General features: G+C 42.6%; 17 protein-coding genes. All 17 read left to right on the forward strand.

What is annotated here, in order from left to right; translation table 11 throughout:
• Nucleotides 1–327 precede the first annotated feature (327 nt).
• Entirely contained in the window at nt 328–822 is a 495-nt protein-coding gene (locus AC0VYT_RS02565; protein ID WP_005016313.1) for a hypothetical protein, read from the forward strand.
• A 162-nt stretch (nt 823–984) separates the two neighbouring features.
• Nucleotides 985–1,581, forward strand: coding sequence for an HNH endonuclease signature motif containing protein (locus AC0VYT_RS02570; RefSeq protein WP_005016310.1), 597 nt, complete (start codon nt 985–987; stop codon nt 1,579–1,581).
• Nucleotides 1,574–1,840: a hypothetical protein gene (locus AC0VYT_RS02575; protein ID WP_005016307.1), complete on the forward strand. Its 267-nt coding sequence runs from the start codon at nt 1,574–1,576 to the stop codon at nt 1,838–1,840. Before AC0VYT_RS02570 ends, AC0VYT_RS02575 begins: the two co-directional genes overlap by 8 nt.
• A 4-nt stretch (nt 1,841–1,844) precedes the next feature.
• Complete coding sequence (locus tag AC0VYT_RS02580) at nt 1,845–2,063, forward strand: hypothetical protein (protein ID WP_005016305.1); 219 nt, start codon at nt 1,845–1,847, stop codon at nt 2,061–2,063.
• A gap of 374 nt (nt 2,064–2,437) precedes the next feature.
• Complete coding sequence (locus AC0VYT_RS02585; protein WP_005016304.1) at nt 2,438–2,956, forward strand: phage terminase small subunit P27 family; 519 nt, start codon at nt 2,438–2,440, stop codon at nt 2,954–2,956.
• Between the two features lie 16 nt (nt 2,957–2,972).
• On the forward strand, nt 2,973–4,811 hold the full coding sequence (locus AC0VYT_RS02590; RefSeq protein WP_005016302.1) for a terminase large subunit: 1,839 nt from the start codon (nt 2,973–2,975) through the stop codon (nt 4,809–4,811).
• Nucleotides 4,808–6,061: a phage portal protein gene (locus tag AC0VYT_RS02595; protein ID WP_005016300.1), complete on the forward strand. Its 1,254-nt coding sequence runs from the start codon at nt 4,808–4,810 to the stop codon at nt 6,059–6,061. The genes AC0VYT_RS02590 and AC0VYT_RS02595 overlap by 4 nt, the downstream gene beginning before the upstream one ends.
• Before the next feature lie 55 nt (nt 6,062–6,116).
• Nucleotides 6,117–6,791: an HK97 family phage prohead protease gene (locus tag AC0VYT_RS02600; protein ID WP_228725419.1), complete on the forward strand. Its 675-nt coding sequence runs from the start codon at nt 6,117–6,119 to the stop codon at nt 6,789–6,791.
• Nucleotides 6,792–6,854: 63 nt separating this feature from the next.
• The gene (locus tag AC0VYT_RS02605; protein WP_005016296.1) at nt 6,855–8,156 is read left to right on the forward strand and encodes a phage major capsid protein; all 1,302 of its coding nucleotides are present in this window, start codon (nt 6,855–6,857) and stop codon (nt 8,154–8,156) included.
• Between the two features lie 72 nt (nt 8,157–8,228).
• Nucleotides 8,229–8,531: a head-tail connector protein gene (locus AC0VYT_RS02610; RefSeq protein WP_005016294.1), complete on the forward strand. Its 303-nt coding sequence runs from the start codon at nt 8,229–8,231 to the stop codon at nt 8,529–8,531.
• The gene (locus AC0VYT_RS02615) at nt 8,532–8,885 is read left to right on the forward strand and encodes a head-tail adaptor protein (RefSeq protein ID WP_005016291.1); all 354 of its coding nucleotides are present in this window, start codon (nt 8,532–8,534) and stop codon (nt 8,883–8,885) included.
• The gene (locus AC0VYT_RS02620) at nt 8,863–9,360 is read left to right on the forward strand and encodes an HK97-gp10 family putative phage morphogenesis protein (RefSeq protein ID WP_005016290.1); all 498 of its coding nucleotides are present in this window, start codon (nt 8,863–8,865) and stop codon (nt 9,358–9,360) included. Before AC0VYT_RS02615 ends, AC0VYT_RS02620 begins: the two co-directional genes overlap by 23 nt.
• The gene (gp17, locus tag AC0VYT_RS02625; protein ID WP_005016288.1) at nt 9,360–9,716 is read left to right on the forward strand and encodes a tail completion protein gp17; all 357 of its coding nucleotides are present in this window, start codon (nt 9,360–9,362) and stop codon (nt 9,714–9,716) included. The genes AC0VYT_RS02620 and gp17 overlap by 1 nt, the downstream gene beginning before the upstream one ends.
• A 9-nt stretch (nt 9,717–9,725) precedes the next feature.
• Nucleotides 9,726–10,181, forward strand: coding sequence for a phage tail tube protein (locus AC0VYT_RS02630; RefSeq protein WP_005016285.1), 456 nt, complete (start codon nt 9,726–9,728; stop codon nt 10,179–10,181).
• 77 nt (nt 10,182–10,258) lie between these two features.
• On the forward strand, nt 10,259–10,609 hold the full coding sequence (locus tag AC0VYT_RS02635) for a hypothetical protein (RefSeq protein ID WP_005016283.1): 351 nt from the start codon (nt 10,259–10,261) through the stop codon (nt 10,607–10,609).
• A gap of 14 nt (nt 10,610–10,623) precedes the next feature.
• Nucleotides 10,624–10,968, forward strand: a complete 345-nt coding sequence (locus AC0VYT_RS02640) for a phage tail assembly protein T (protein WP_147392470.1) — start codon at nt 10,624–10,626, stop codon at nt 10,966–10,968.
• Nucleotides 10,969–14,064, forward strand: coding sequence for a phage tail tape measure protein (locus tag AC0VYT_RS02645; protein ID WP_005016279.1), 3,096 nt, complete (start codon nt 10,969–10,971; stop codon nt 14,062–14,064).
• The last annotated feature ends 19 nt before the right edge of the window (nt 14,065–14,083 follow it).

Consider the following 14,083-nt stretch of genomic DNA (forward strand, 5'->3'; position numbering starts at 1 on the left):
ACGGGCTTTTCTCTTACCCCGTAACAGTGTCAAAGCCTTACCACACAATACTTTCAGACACTCTGTTACGGCTGTTACGGGCTTTTGTACGCGCGCGCACGTGAGAAATATTTTTTATTTCTTTTCTATTCTTTCTAATCTTTCTTCTCAATCTTTAAAAAAACTTCTCGCGCGAGATGATTTACCCCGTAACACCTGTAACACCCGTAACAATCATTGTTTTATATACATTTTTATTTTATTTACCCGTAACAAATCAGTATTTAGCCGTAACAAATGCAGCTCTACCCGTAACAATAGTTTAGTTTTTCAACAAGGATGATGATCATGGAAAAATATTTACGGTTATTAAATCCTAAAACTACAAATTTTGATGCTATGCCTGGTTCTGGTCATGATGTACTGACTGCTTCAGATGTATGTGTGGCTATGAGTTTTGCAAAATTAACTCCGGTGCAAGACGAATTGATTCGCTTAAAAGCCCTAAACCAGAATACGTTTGATGATATTGAAAAAGCTTTAACTGTACTTCGTCCTTACTTTGATAAATGTATTTTTGAAAAGATAAACCAACTATGCTGCGATAGTGTTGATAAAGCAGTTGTATTATCGCTCATTGAACATTGTAGAGTTCCAGCAGGTTACAGACCTTCAGTTCGTTCACGTGCTGCCATACTTGGTGTATCAGCATCTGAAATACAAAGAAAAATTAAGGGGCTGGCTGATGAATTAAATAAATTAATCCAGTTAGAAATGGAAATTGGTTTATCTAAAATCAACAATCAACTAAAAAATCAAAATAAATATGATTTAATCACTTGACTGTTGAAACAGTTTTAACCTATATTTCTCCACAATGAGTAATTGTATTCAGAGCTGTAGAAACCCTCAGAACCGTTAGGTTCTTTTACCACCGGAAACGGTGGTTTTTTTTGGCTGTATGTTTCCAGAGAGACATACAGCTTTTTTTTATGGTTATAGGAAATGAGCAAACGTCCACCTCAACGAGCTAAACGCCCTTGTCTTGTGGGCAGTTGTAAAGAATACGCAACCAATCAAGGCTACTGCAGAAATCACCAGGATAAGATCAGAAAGAAAGATCGTGAGCGTGGTACTTCACATAGCCGCGGCTATGATGCCCGCTGGCGTAAAGAACGTGAAGAGTTCTTGGATCTGCATCCGCTTTGTATCGAATGTAAGAAAAAAGATTATATCAATCCGGCCACAGTCGTTGACCATATCCAGCCGCATAAGGGAGACCAGAACCTGTTCTGGGATAAAGCAAACTGGCAGCCACTATGTGAGACACATCACAATATTAAAACGGCTACAGAGGATCGGGGCGGTTGGTCACTCATGGTCAAACAGATCAATAAGGCTAATCGCGAAAGTAAGAATGAATTTCAGGTTCATGATCGTTTGTTGGTTGTGACTGAGTACGCTCAGGAATGCTTACTCTGCGATGACAAGACAGTGTTCACCGTAATTGAAGTTCATGACAAGACTGTATTTGTCCAGGATGAAGAAGGCAGCGGTGGGCGGTTGCATCACTCACACTTTAAGGCTGTAGAACATGGATAGAGAAGCATTTGAAGAATTTGTAAGATCATCATCAAATTTTCCTACCCTTATCTTTTGTTACGGGGAGCGCTTATTTATTTTTGAAAATGGTGAATATCGCATCTTAGCAATTCAGCTAGCTTGGACAGCATGGCTTCATGAGCATCATTATTCAGCTAGACCAAATAAACTGACTGATTGGCGAAACTGGCTAATTAACCTTGTGCTTTGGTTAGTCGCTATCATCACCTTATTAGTATTCAAAACCAAGTTGGGTTGAAGCTATGAGTAGTCAAGAAATCATTCTGCTGGGTGATCCGGTGGTCTATCGCGATGACATTCACGGATTTGATAGTGTTGGGGTCGTGACTGAGGCATGTATCAATAATTTTAAAGTTATGTGGGACGGTGAGAATCAATCACGTACTGAAATTTATAACCGGTTACGTCCGGCCAGACTTGACGAGGTTGATGCTCAGTGTCGATTGATAAGAGATAGATAAAATGACTCACTCAAGACGATGCGGAAATTGTAAAGCATGCAAAAAATTTAATGGAAAAAACGGCAATGGTTATCAACCTTGCCATCGACCAATTCCTCCATACATCGAACCGCCACGGATTGAATACATTGGAGGTGATGATTCTGAAGATGATTCGTTGTTATTCAACTGGTGTTTTTGGTTCTTTGGAATTTGTCTTGGAATTGCTATCGGCCTTCAGTTAGCAAAACATTTGTAAATAGGGGATAGGGGGTCAAAAGTCAAAAATGACCTTCCGCTAAAGACCGTACCCCCGTCAAATTTTCTTATGGTCAAAATTCGGTAGGGGGGTATACCTCCAATAAATAAAGATTTTTTAATTTTTGGAGGTTCTTATGTCTGCTGGCCGTCCGCCTAAATCTCTTCAGGAGAAATATTTAACCGGTTCCCGTATTCGGGATGACCGAGATTCAGATGCTCAGGTGGCCAATGCTGCTGTGGCTCTAGGAATGCCGCCTTGCCCCACTTGGCTAAATGCAAAAGCAAAAAAGCACTGGAGTACTTTAGGTCCAGTATTGGTACAGGCCGGATTATTGTCTGTAGTCGATGGTGATGTTTTCGGATTGCACTGTGACAACATGGCAGCTTATGAAGAAGCTCTTTCAAGATTAAAAAATATTGAAGAATGGGTAGCTAAAACTCCGAACGGTTTTGAGGTACAGGCAGCCTGGCTGCAGATCCGAAATAAACTGCAAGAACAGATTATTAAAACAGCCCGTGAATTTGGGCTGACTCCAGCAGCGCGCTCCAGTGTGAAAGTAAATAAACCACAGCAACTTAACTTGTTGGGAGCAGCAGCTGGAGCAAGTGAAGAAAATGATCCTTACGCCGGATATGGTATTCGTCAAAGTTAATTGTATGTGAGTTTTTATGCGTGATTATTTCAAGATTACGCTCCAGTATTGTCTTGATGTTCGCTCTGGAGTACGTACAGCAGGGCAACTTGAAAAGCTTGCTGTTAAAAGATTTTTAAGTGATTTAAGCCGGTCAGGTTTTGATACTGGATCGGTTGATGAAGAAACCGAAGGATTACTTAAAAAACTAAAATTTAAAGCCGAGCCTGATGTGGCTTTTGAATATGAATTGAATTTAGAGAGAGCGCACCATGCGCTCTTTTTTATTGAAACTTGCCCGCATGTTAAAGGGAAGCTGGCAAAGCTAAAACCAGACGGAACCCGACACACTCTAATTTTAGAGCCGTGGCAAGTTTTTGCGACTCTGAATATGTTTGGTTGGGCCGATTTAGAAGGCAAAAGACGATTCATATATGTCTATATTGAGGTCGCGAAAAAGAATGGAAAATCTACTTGGCTGGCTGCAATCGCTTTATACCTGGGCTTTCTCGATGGGGAAATGGGGGCAGAAGTCTATACGGCTGCCACATCAGCAGAGCAGGCCAAAATCGTATTTAGTGATGCAAAAAAGATGGTGGAATACTCGCCAAAAATGCGTACTCGCTTCGGTATTGAATTTTCGCAATACACAGTGTTCCAGACAGAAACAAACAGTGTGCTTAAAGCGTTATCACAAGATAGGGCGGGAACAAAAGACGGTCTAAATGTGCATGGTGCCATTATTGATGAATTACATGCCCATAAAACGGCAGATATGTATGACATTCTTTCTAATGGTATTGCTGCCCGTGAAGAGCCACTAATTGCTGCGATTTCTACGGCTGGTGATGATACAACTTCAAAGTGTTATCAAGAGCGTCAGGTGGTTGTTGATATTCTGAAAAATAAAGCAGTCCATGATCAGTATTTTGGAATGATCTTTTGCCTGGATCGTGGTGATGACTGGCTTGATCCGAAGGTCTGGCCTAAAGCAAATCCTAATTACGGAATTTCAGTCACGGAAAAGTACCTGCATTCGGTATTTGAAAAGGTCAAAATCAGTCCGAAGCAAGAAAGTATTACCCGACAAAAGCATTTAAATGAATGGGTCGGGGCAATCGATGGATGGATCTCACCAACTGTTTGGGAAAAAGCTGAAGACAGTAAGGTTATTGAAGAATCGTTTGAGGGTCAGCTCTGTTTCGGTGGTTATGACCTTGCAAGCCGGTTAGATCTGGCATCCTGGGGCCGTCTCAGACCAAGAATGAAAGATGGAAAAATTCATTGGTATGCATTTACAAGTAACTATATCAGTGAGCATGTGGTTGATACCAAAGAAGCAATTAATGGTGAAAAGCGTCCTGATGAATATCCGGTCTGGCGTGATCAGGGCCATTTGATTGTAACAGAAGGAAATTCAACAGATTTTAACCGTATTCAGCGGGATATAGAGGATTTCCACTGTAATAATCCTTTTTATGAGTTAGGTCATGATCCATATCATGCAGAACAGCTCACTGGAAATTTGTTATCTGAAGGCATCAATGTTGTTGAAGTTCCTCAAATTACTAAATTTCTGTCTGAGCCTATGCGCTGGCTGGAGCAGTTATTAGCTGAAGGCCGTCTGCATCATAACGGTGATCCGGTTCTCAAATGGTGTATATGTAATGTCACAGTACGGCCAGATGTAAATAACCAGATCTTGCCACGAAAAAATTCACCAGGGAAAAAGATTGATGCTGCAGTCGGTGTAATCATTGCGGCATCACGGGCCATGCATTGGGATCGTGAAGAAGTTTTTGAACTGGTGCCTGGTGAGGATGCCGGAAATATTGATGACTGGTTACAAGACATGATTAAGGTAGCGAAGCGATGAGTAAAAAACGCGATAAACCAAAAATTCGTGATAAAACAAATCGCGATAAGCTGAAGGTTCGCGGAACGGGACCAAAGCAGGATAAAAGGGGGGCGACATTACATGATCGTCCCCTTTCTACTTTGAGAACGGCAAAGCCTGTCAATTTCGATAGTGCAATGACGCTCAGTGCTGTTTTTGCCTGCGTTAAGATTCTTGTCGAGTCTGTGGCCACATTGCCTTTGCAAATGTTCGAGATCAATAAGGATGGAACGCGAACACAAGTCAAAGATCATGACCTGATTCGATTGCTAAACAATAAGCCGAACCGTTATCAGACCCGTGTTGAGTTTTTTGAGCAGTTGATGCTGAACCTTGTCGCAGGCAATAGCTTTGGCAAGCGTGATTACATCGGCAAAAAGCTCACCAGTATTCAGATTATTAACTCAGGATCTGTGGATCTGAAATTAGATGATAAAGGTAATCCAATTTATCAGTGCCAAATCAACGGTCAAAAAGTTGAATATTCTGAAAAGGACATTTGGCATGTCAAACTTTTTGGTACGGGATTGATGGGGATGTCACCCATTGCTTATGGAGCTCAATCCATCGGCATTGGTCTTGCTGGAAATGATAAAACATCGCGATTGATGTCCAACGGTGCAAAGCCAACAGGGGCATTGAAAACTGATAAATATCTGAAAAAAGAACAGCGTGATGTTTTGCGTGGTGAATTGGATATTTTGATCAATGGTGATGATGGTGATCTGGCAGTACTCGAAGGCGGGATGGAGTTCGAGCCGATTAGTTTGACTCCTGAAGATCTTGAACTGATTGCTATTCGTAAGATGTCAGTTGAAGAAGCCTGCCGATACTTTGGTGTGCCACCAATCTTGGTGTACTTGACTGAAGGCGCGACAGCATGGGGCAGTGGTATTGAACAAATTATTGATGGGTTTTACAAATTTGGTTTAAGGCCATATTTGGAACGTATCGAAGAAAGTATCCGTATTCATTTGCTTCCGCGTGAAGATTGGGATGATTACGAATTTGAGTTCAAGACCAAAGACTTGTTGAGAGCTTCTTATCTGCAACGGATCGCCTCGAATAAAGATCGAATTCTTAGCGGTCAGGCATCGCCTAACGAGATCCGTCGTGAAGAGGGTGATGCACCAGATGCAAATGGTGATTTCTTATTGGTTCCAGTGAATATGACCACTGCTGAACGTATGAAAAAAGGTACTTATGGAGCGAAAGCTGATGAAAAATAAACTGCATGTGCGGAATAAGTTTTCGCCAAACATGCCAAAAGTGAATTGTCGTCGAATGCCTGTCGTTGCGGATAACTTACGATTTATCAACAAGGACGAAAAAACCGGCATCGTGAAGATCAGCGGTTATGCGGTGAAATGGGATTCAATCAATTATCATGGTGAAAAATTCATTCGTGGTGCATTTGCTGAAGTCTGTGCTGCATTTGCAGCAGGAACCAAGAAAATTCATGCGTATTACAACCATGGTTGGCGACTTTGGTATGTTGATGCACAGCTGGCCATGCGTATTGGTAAATATACAGTTCTTAAAGAAGATGATGTCGGTCTTTATGTTGAACTTGAATTTACACCAGGTTTAGCGATAGCTCGTGATGTGGCTGCAATGGTCCAGCATGAAACAGTAGATGGATTCTCAATTGCTTTCTATCCTATTGGTGATTTGGACTATGACGACAAAGGCACGCATATTGAAATCCGTCGAGCAGACATGTATGAAATCAGTGTGGTGGATGAGCCTTCAGATAATGCAGCGCGCGTGATCAATGATCAGACCATTGAGGCGATTGAATCAGAAGATGATGCTGAAGAACTTTTGCGTTCACTAGGTTTGGCTGGGGATTACTCGAAAAAATTGATTGCACGATTAACAGATGTGCATAAACCAAAAGAAAATCCACCACCAAAAACAGAACCAGATCCTTTGGCATTCTTGGATCAAATATCTTAATTTTTGTTTTATATCCTGACCCGCTTTAAGCGGGTTTTTCATTTTCTATGCATGGAAAAAAATATGAAAGCACTTTCAAAAACTGCAGTTGCTTTAGCAATGGGCGCAATGGCAACTCAAACAGCTCAGCCACTTTCTCCATTTATGGGTTTGAATGCCCGTGATCGTCAGACGGCTGAAGACTATAATCGGGCATGTGCTGATCTTAAGACACGCATGGCCACTTTGGATGGATTGATCACACGTTACAATGAGGCTTTAGGCCGTCTTGAGGGTGTGCCTGAAGATCTTAAAACTGAATTAGAAACACGCGCTAAAGAAAACAAAAAATTGGCAAGTGAAATTGAGGAGTTGCAGCAAAAGCTGATTAATGGTGTTCAACAGCGTGGTGCAGATCCTCACACTGTTGCATCTTTACTGATTCGAAATAAGGAAGTTGCAGATCAAGCCAATGCCATTTGTCGTGCTCGTGGTAAATTCAGTTTGGATGGCGTTCAGGCACGTAACATCGTGACCTTGGCAGGAATGGGTGCAACAGCATCATTGGCTCAAAATGATTTGAGCCGTACTGTGGAACGTCCAATGACCATTTTGGACTGGATTAGCTTCATACCAATTACAGCTGAATTGGTGCCATTACTACAAGAATCTGCTTATGACATCATGGCAGAACTTACGCCTGAAGGTACTGAAAAGAAAGAATCTAACTTAACTTTTGAAGTGGTTGATCTTAAAGCGGGTACCGTAGCGCATTGGATTGTCATTTCATTACAAACGATGGCAGATATGCCTACATTGGCATCATATATTGAAGGTCGTTTGGCGTATGGTGTCCGCCTTAAACTTGAGGCCTATATCGTTGCTGGTGATGGCGTTTCAGGTGGTACTGCTAAATCATTCAGTGGCTTACTTGAAGCGGGCAACCATGAAACAGTGACTGCAGAAGCAGATGACACGGCAGTTGATGTGATCAGCCGTGCAAAATATAAAGCAGGTTCAACTGGCTTACTGCCTGAAGCGGTGATTTTGAATCCTGAAGATTGGGGCAAAATTGAACGTTTGAAAGGTGATGATGGCCATTATATTTTTGGTTCACCTGGTGCAGCAGTTCAGCCTGTGCTTTGGGGCTTGCCAGTGGTGCTTTCAGCAGCAATGACATTGGGTAAATATTGGGTTGGTAATATCTCATTAGGTATTGCGGGCTTTATTCGCGAAGATGTTGCGGTTGAACTTTCAACTGAAGATAAAGATAACTTCCGTAAAAACTTAGGTACTTTGCGTGCAGAAATGCGTGCATGTTGTGGCGTGCAAATTCCTGATGCATGTGTTGCAGGTGATTTGCCAGCAGATCCTATTGTTCCTTAATTGGTAGCCATGAAAAGCGCCCTTCGGGGTGCTTTTTTATTCCTCTTTTTATGTCAAGAAAAGGCTTTTTTTATGGATGAACTGGTCACTCTAGCAGAGGCTAAACAACAGTTAAGGGTACTGCACAGCCGTGAAGACGATTTAATCAGCTTATTCATCAAAGCAGCTTTAGATAATGTTCTGCATTTTATTGATCGTCCGCTTGATGAAGATTTACTAGAAAAAGACGGTGCATTACCTGCGAGTTTAAAAGCTGCTGTCTTGTTGATTGTCTCGGATTTATACGCGAACCGTGAAGCACAGCAGGCAACAGATTTGAAGATTAATCAGACCTGTATACGTTTGATGTGGCCATATAAAAGGATGGGCCTGTAAATGCAAACCTCTGGTGAACTTGACTGTTTTATTGAAATTATTGCGATGGGCAAAGACCGTGATTCAGCTGGTGGCCTTATTCCCCAGGCAAAAGTGATTGGTCAGGCATGGGCAGCAATTAAACCGGTCAGCACAAATACCTTTCGGCAGGCCGGAACTTTAGGCTCTGCATTAGTCGCAAACTTTATTATTCGGGATCTGGATTTTGAAATGAGAGCAGATTATCTGATCAGGGATGTGGACAAGAATATGGTCTACAAAGTTCAAGGGGTGCTGCCTGTTCGTGAGGATCATAAGCAGCGTTGCCTCTGCTCATATGGAGAACTTGCTGATGGAATCTTCACTGAAAGTTGAAGGGCTGGATGACATGCATAAGCAGCTGCAGATTCTGTTGGGTCTGGGCAATGAAAAAGAAGTTCAATCAGCACTAATGTATGCCTCTACTCCGATGTTTAAGCAGGTTAAAGAAGCGGCTCCAGCAGCAGACCAGGCTTATTACCGGTATTACCGTGGATCAGCTAAAAAGCGTCGGGCAGGTAATGCTGATAACAGTCGGCGACTGGTCACGCCAGGTACATTGAAAAAGGCTGTAGCCCGAAAACGTGTTCGCCTGGAGCGAAGTGTAGGCGTAGGGATTTATATCAGATCCAAAGCATTTTACTGGCGCTTTATTGAATACGGTACACCTACCATCACGGCTGTACCTTTTATCAGGCCGGCTTATGACTTTAATAAGGAGCTTTCTGTAGAGCGTTTTAAAACAAAAATGCGGCAGAGGTTAAAGCAGGTTGTGAACCGTCAACTTAATCAGCTTGTGGATGAAGACTAATGCTTGCCAGTGAAATTGTTTATACAACATTAAAAGACCTGTTCAAAAATGAGGTTTGGCCAGATCCAAAGCCAGAGTCTGGAAAGACAGTACTCCCGTACATGACGTATCTCAAAGTTTCCGGTGTAGCTGAAAACACAATTGAGGGATATACCGGTCATGACCTGGTGCGGATGCAGCTCAATATTTATGCCTCAAGTGAGCTTGCGGCTGAAAAGCTCGCCAGCCAAGTTAAATACCTTATGTCAGAACAAAATCTGGCAGCGTGTGAATCTTTGGGGGATCGCTCAGATTATGACGAGCCTACAAATTTGCATTATCAGCAACTGGATTTTTATATATTTCAATGCTTATAGGAGCATTTCATGACTGTTAAAACAGGACTGGTGGATAACCAGAAAACAAAGCTGCAGATGCAGAACCCTGCAACAAAAGCATGGGAAAATGTGGCTGAAGTAGTCACATTACCCTTGCCAGGCTCAACTGTTGCTGAAGATGATGTCACCACACTAGATGATGATGACACCGTAGGCGTGCCCGCCGGCCCATTTCAAAATGAAGCCCTGGAAATACAGATGTTGCAAATTTCTGGCAGCTCACAGCAACGTGATATGTACCGAGCTTTCCGTAACAAAGAAGTTCGAACCTATCGAATTATGTGTCCAGATGCTAAAGCATTAACCTATCAGTTTGATGCTTCAATTCTGAGCTGGAAGCCAGGCAGTGAGAAATCCAAGAAAAACCGGATTACAGTTTCACTCAAGCCAAACGGTACAGTCATTATCAGCAATACAGATGGTCAGATCTGGCCAATTGTTTAAAACAGAACTTTTATTTTAAAGCCTGCAAATATGCCGGCTTTTTTTATTCCTTAAAACTCTAAATACTGGATTTTATTATGACTAATTTCGCAAATCTAACAGCAATTCTGGCTCTGGCTGACCAGGTAAAGGTTGAATATGTAGATATTAAAAAGGTGGGACGTATTGGCGTTAAGTCACTATCTATTGAAGAAAAAGAAGCCTATGAAGAAGCTTTACCTAAAAAAGAAGATGCTGGATTTATGACAATTCGCGGGCCTTTAGTGAAAGCCTGTGCAGTAGATGAAAGCGGTAATGAATTCTTCAAAGATGTTTCTCTTGAGCAGGTTCGTAAATTACCGTCCTGGTTGATTGAGCCTTTATTCCGTAAAGCATTGGATGTAAACGGAATGCGTGAAAATGCAGTGGAAGAAGCTGAAAAAAACTGATTGAACGCCCTGATTTGTTGTTCAAGTTTCGGCTTGCATTGCAGTTAGGGCGAACGGTTAAAGAGCTTAATAAAACAGTGTCTGCCCAGGAACTGGTGTATTGGATGGCGTTCTACAAGATAGATCCATTTGGTGGCTACCGCCAGGATATTAATTTCGCTGATTTAAAAACCTTAATCGCAAATATTAATCGGTCAAGCAGTCAGGAGCCTTATAAAACTGCAGACTTCATGCTGTATGAGCGTTTACCTAGCTTATCTGATTTCAGTTCTGATGATGAAGAAATGACGGCTGAAGATATAAGCCAGAATCTTTTAGCCTTTTTTGGTGTACCGCCAGACGTTATTGGAGAAATATAAATGTCGAGTGATCCTTTAGCTCGTGTCCGTATTCTATTAGAAGGTGACAGTGCCAGTTTTGAACAAAGTGTCAGAAATGCAGATGAGAGCGCAGAGAGTCACTTTGACAGTATCAAATCCAATGCTGCAATGATGGGAACTGCTATTGCAGCTTCTGCCACAGCAGCAGCTTTTGGGCTGATTACTATGGCCAAAGATAGCGCCCTGGCAGTCATCGAAACTGAAAAACTGGCGCAAATGGCGGGTGTGACTGCCAGCGAAATGTCAGTTTTGCAGTTTGCTGGCCAGAAAATTGGGATGGAATTTGACCGCACCGGCGATGTGGTCATGGATTTTAACGAGCGTATTGCCGATGCGCGCCTTGGCAATACCGATGCTGCTAATGCTTTTGATGCATTAAATGTAAAAATTGTTGATTCTAAAGGAAATTTACGTGATGCCGTCAGTGTTATGGCAGACGTGGCAGACCGTTTTTCAGAAATGGAAGACGGGGCCACAAAAAACCTGATTGCTACCCGACTAGGTGGTGATGCCTTTCGTGAGTTCATTCCATTTTTAAATCAAGGTGCCCAGGGTTTAAGTGAAGCACGCCAGGAAGCTGAAAGGCTTGGTTTTACATTAAAGGATGAAGCAGTATCAGCGGCACATAATTTTAATGATGCATTGAATGTTACTCACATCACAACGCAGGCATTTAAAAATCGCTTACTGACAGAATTAATGCCGTCAGTCACAGGTGTAATCCAGGAGTTTAATGCCTTGGCTGTGCAAAGTAATACGCTGGATAATTTTATCTCCGGTGTTTCTGGTTCATTAGAATGGCTTGCACGTAATCTGGATCTCGTTTCTGATGCGGCAATGGTTGGTGGAATCGTGATTGCGACAACCAGAATTCGAGCCTTAACAGTAGCAACTTATGAAGGCGTAAAAGCCTCCTTTGATAAAGCCGCAGCGGATGCACGTGCTACAGCAGCTGAAGTTGCCCGTACCGGTAGCCTGTTACGTATTGCACGCGCCCAGGCTGGTGCAGCAGCAGCAGATCTGGCAGCAGCACGTGCTGCCGTGGCTTCGGCTACTACTACTTCACAGCAGACAAGTGCGGCTGTCCGCTTGGCTGAAGCTAAACTTGCAGATGCAACTGCTACACGGGTTGCGACTGCTGCCGAGAATGCCCACACTGCCGCAAAGACCGCTGGCCGTATGTCGGTTATGGGCTTGTTGGGCGTTTTAACGGGGCCGGTAGGCTTGGCTGTTACAGTTGGCACTGTGGCGGCTGGTTATCTGTTAATGCGAAATAATTCAGAAAGCGCCCGTGGTGCTGTTGAGCGTATGACTGGCTCAGTACGTGAACAGGTCGCCGAGCTGAAAAAGTTGAATTTGGCAAGACGGCAGGCGGCACTCGAACATGCACAACTGACAATTCAGGAAACAAAAGCCAATCTTGAAGCAGCTTCAAAAGAGCGGCAGGATACTTTCGGCTATCGTACCCGTGGTACTCGTACACGCGGTAACGTGGATCTGTTTGATTATGGATTTGCTACAAGTGCTGATAAAGCTGCCGAGCTTGATGCCAAGTTAAAAGCTGGCCAGATTACACGTGACAGATTTTATACTGAAGTGCGTAATTTGCCAGGCTTAACGGCTAAGGGTAAACAGGCTGTAGATGAATATTACAATGCATATGATGACGGCATTGGTTCAATGCAGAATGCTTACACGACAATTAAAGCGGTAAATCAACTTAAAGAAGAATCTGGTGCCAAGTCTGCTGCTGTGGCCAGTCGGGTTACTTCAACTTTAAATGCACTTGATAATGCTGAAACTAAGAGTGCAAAGAAGGTTAAAGAAAAAGCTGAAAAAGTTGATAGCCTCACCAGTTCATATAACTCACAGATTGCCAGTTTAAATGAACAGATCGCTTTAGTAGGTCAGACAGGAGACTTGGCCAAGATCTCTTATGATCTTCAATATGGCTCTTTATCCAGGCTTAATACAGAGCAAAAGCAGCGGATCATGCTTTTAGCCCAGGAGCTGGATATACGAAAAAATCAGCAGGCATACCAGGATCATCTGAAAGCTTTAGATCAGGAAATTGCTCAGTTAAGAATACTTGATCCAATTGCACGCCAATTGAAAGATCTGGAGCAGAAAAAGTATGCAGACATGCTGCCTGCACAACAGCAAGTACTTCTGTCTAAAGAAAATGAAATACTTGTAATGCAAGAATATCGGTCTCTTGCTGAAGGTATGAAAAATCCTGAACTAGCAGCGTATGATCAATTGGTTGATTCAATTCGTATTGTTAACAAAGCTTATGCAACTGGCATTATTGATGCTCAAAAGTGGAATGAGCAAAATGCTACTTTACTAATGCAATCAACCAATCTTGGTGATTTTTCTTATGAGGCACCTTCTACTGAAGATGAAAGAATTGCTAAAGCTGCTACAGATCTCGAAATTGCTTACCTTCGTGAGAAAGAGATACGTCAGACTTTAAAAGATGAGACCTTTTTGAGTGAACAGCAATTTAGGCTTTCATTACTTGCACTGGATCAGCATTATTATGATCAGAAGCGACAAATTGAAGCAGCTTCTGAGGCTCAAACGCAGGCTAAAACCAAGAAAGATAGAGCGACAATGGTCGGTTTTTATCAGCAAGGGCTTGATGCCATTGCTAACAGTAACTCTAAGCACGCGAAAAAAGCTAAAGAAGTGCAAAAAGCTATGGCACTTTATCAGATTGGTAAAGATACCTATGCTGCTGCGATTGCTTCATATAAGGCTCTTGCAGGTATTCCTATTGTCGGGCCAGCTTTAGGTTTTGCCGCTGCAGCCGCTGCAGTAGCATTTGGTGCTGCCCAGGCTAAAGCAGTAATGTCTGATAGTGATTCAACAGCTGCTGTTGGTAGTGCAAGTACTCCATCAACGTCAGTTACGCCGAATGCTGAACAGCCGAGTTTGCCGACTCAGACCACAACAATTCAGATTCCATCTGATACCTTGTTTACGGGTCGGCAGATGATAGATTTACTTAATGAGGCTATCTCTGATGGTAAACGGCTGAATGCTGATGCAATTTCTTTTATAGGCACTTAGAATATAAGTGCCTATAAGG

This window comes from Acinetobacter sp. QJM3NY_42, assembly GCF_056173745.1.

Excerpts from the sequence above, each read along its gene's own strand:
- AC0VYT_RS02570 (WP_005016310.1), top strand. The coding sequence starts at position 985 with ATGAGCAAACGTCCACCTCAACGAGCTAAACGCCCTTGTCTTGTGGGC.
- AC0VYT_RS02620 (WP_005016290.1), top strand. The coding sequence starts at position 8,863 with ATGGAATCTTCACTGAAAGTTGAAGGGCTGGATGACATGCATAAGCAG.
- AC0VYT_RS02600 (WP_228725419.1), top strand. The coding sequence starts at position 6,117 with ATGCCTGTCGTTGCGGATAACTTACGATTTATCAACAAGGACGAAAAA.
- gp17 (WP_005016288.1), top strand. The coding sequence starts at position 9,360 with ATGCTTGCCAGTGAAATTGTTTATACAACATTAAAAGACCTGTTCAAA.
- AC0VYT_RS02575 (WP_005016307.1), top strand. The coding sequence starts at position 1,574 with ATGGATAGAGAAGCATTTGAAGAATTTGTAAGATCATCATCAAATTTT.
- AC0VYT_RS02605 (WP_005016296.1), top strand. The coding sequence starts at position 6,855 with ATGAAAGCACTTTCAAAAACTGCAGTTGCTTTAGCAATGGGCGCAATG.
- AC0VYT_RS02610 (WP_005016294.1), top strand. The coding sequence starts at position 8,229 with ATGGATGAACTGGTCACTCTAGCAGAGGCTAAACAACAGTTAAGGGTA.
- AC0VYT_RS02565 (WP_005016313.1), top strand. The coding sequence starts at position 328 with ATGGAAAAATATTTACGGTTATTAAATCCTAAAACTACAAATTTTGAT.
- AC0VYT_RS02580 (WP_005016305.1), top strand. The coding sequence starts at position 1,845 with ATGAGTAGTCAAGAAATCATTCTGCTGGGTGATCCGGTGGTCTATCGC.
- AC0VYT_RS02645 (WP_005016279.1), top strand. The coding sequence starts at position 10,969 with ATGTCGAGTGATCCTTTAGCTCGTGTCCGTATTCTATTAGAAGGTGAC.
- AC0VYT_RS02595 (WP_005016300.1), top strand. The coding sequence starts at position 4,808 with ATGAGTAAAAAACGCGATAAACCAAAAATTCGTGATAAAACAAATCGC.
- AC0VYT_RS02630 (WP_005016285.1), top strand. The coding sequence starts at position 9,726 with ATGACTGTTAAAACAGGACTGGTGGATAACCAGAAAACAAAGCTGCAG.
- AC0VYT_RS02590 (WP_005016302.1), top strand. The coding sequence starts at position 2,973 with ATGCGTGATTATTTCAAGATTACGCTCCAGTATTGTCTTGATGTTCGC.
- AC0VYT_RS02615 (WP_005016291.1), top strand. The coding sequence starts at position 8,532 with ATGCAAACCTCTGGTGAACTTGACTGTTTTATTGAAATTATTGCGATG.
- AC0VYT_RS02585 (WP_005016304.1), top strand. The coding sequence starts at position 2,438 with ATGTCTGCTGGCCGTCCGCCTAAATCTCTTCAGGAGAAATATTTAACC.
- AC0VYT_RS02635 (WP_005016283.1), top strand. The coding sequence starts at position 10,259 with ATGACTAATTTCGCAAATCTAACAGCAATTCTGGCTCTGGCTGACCAG.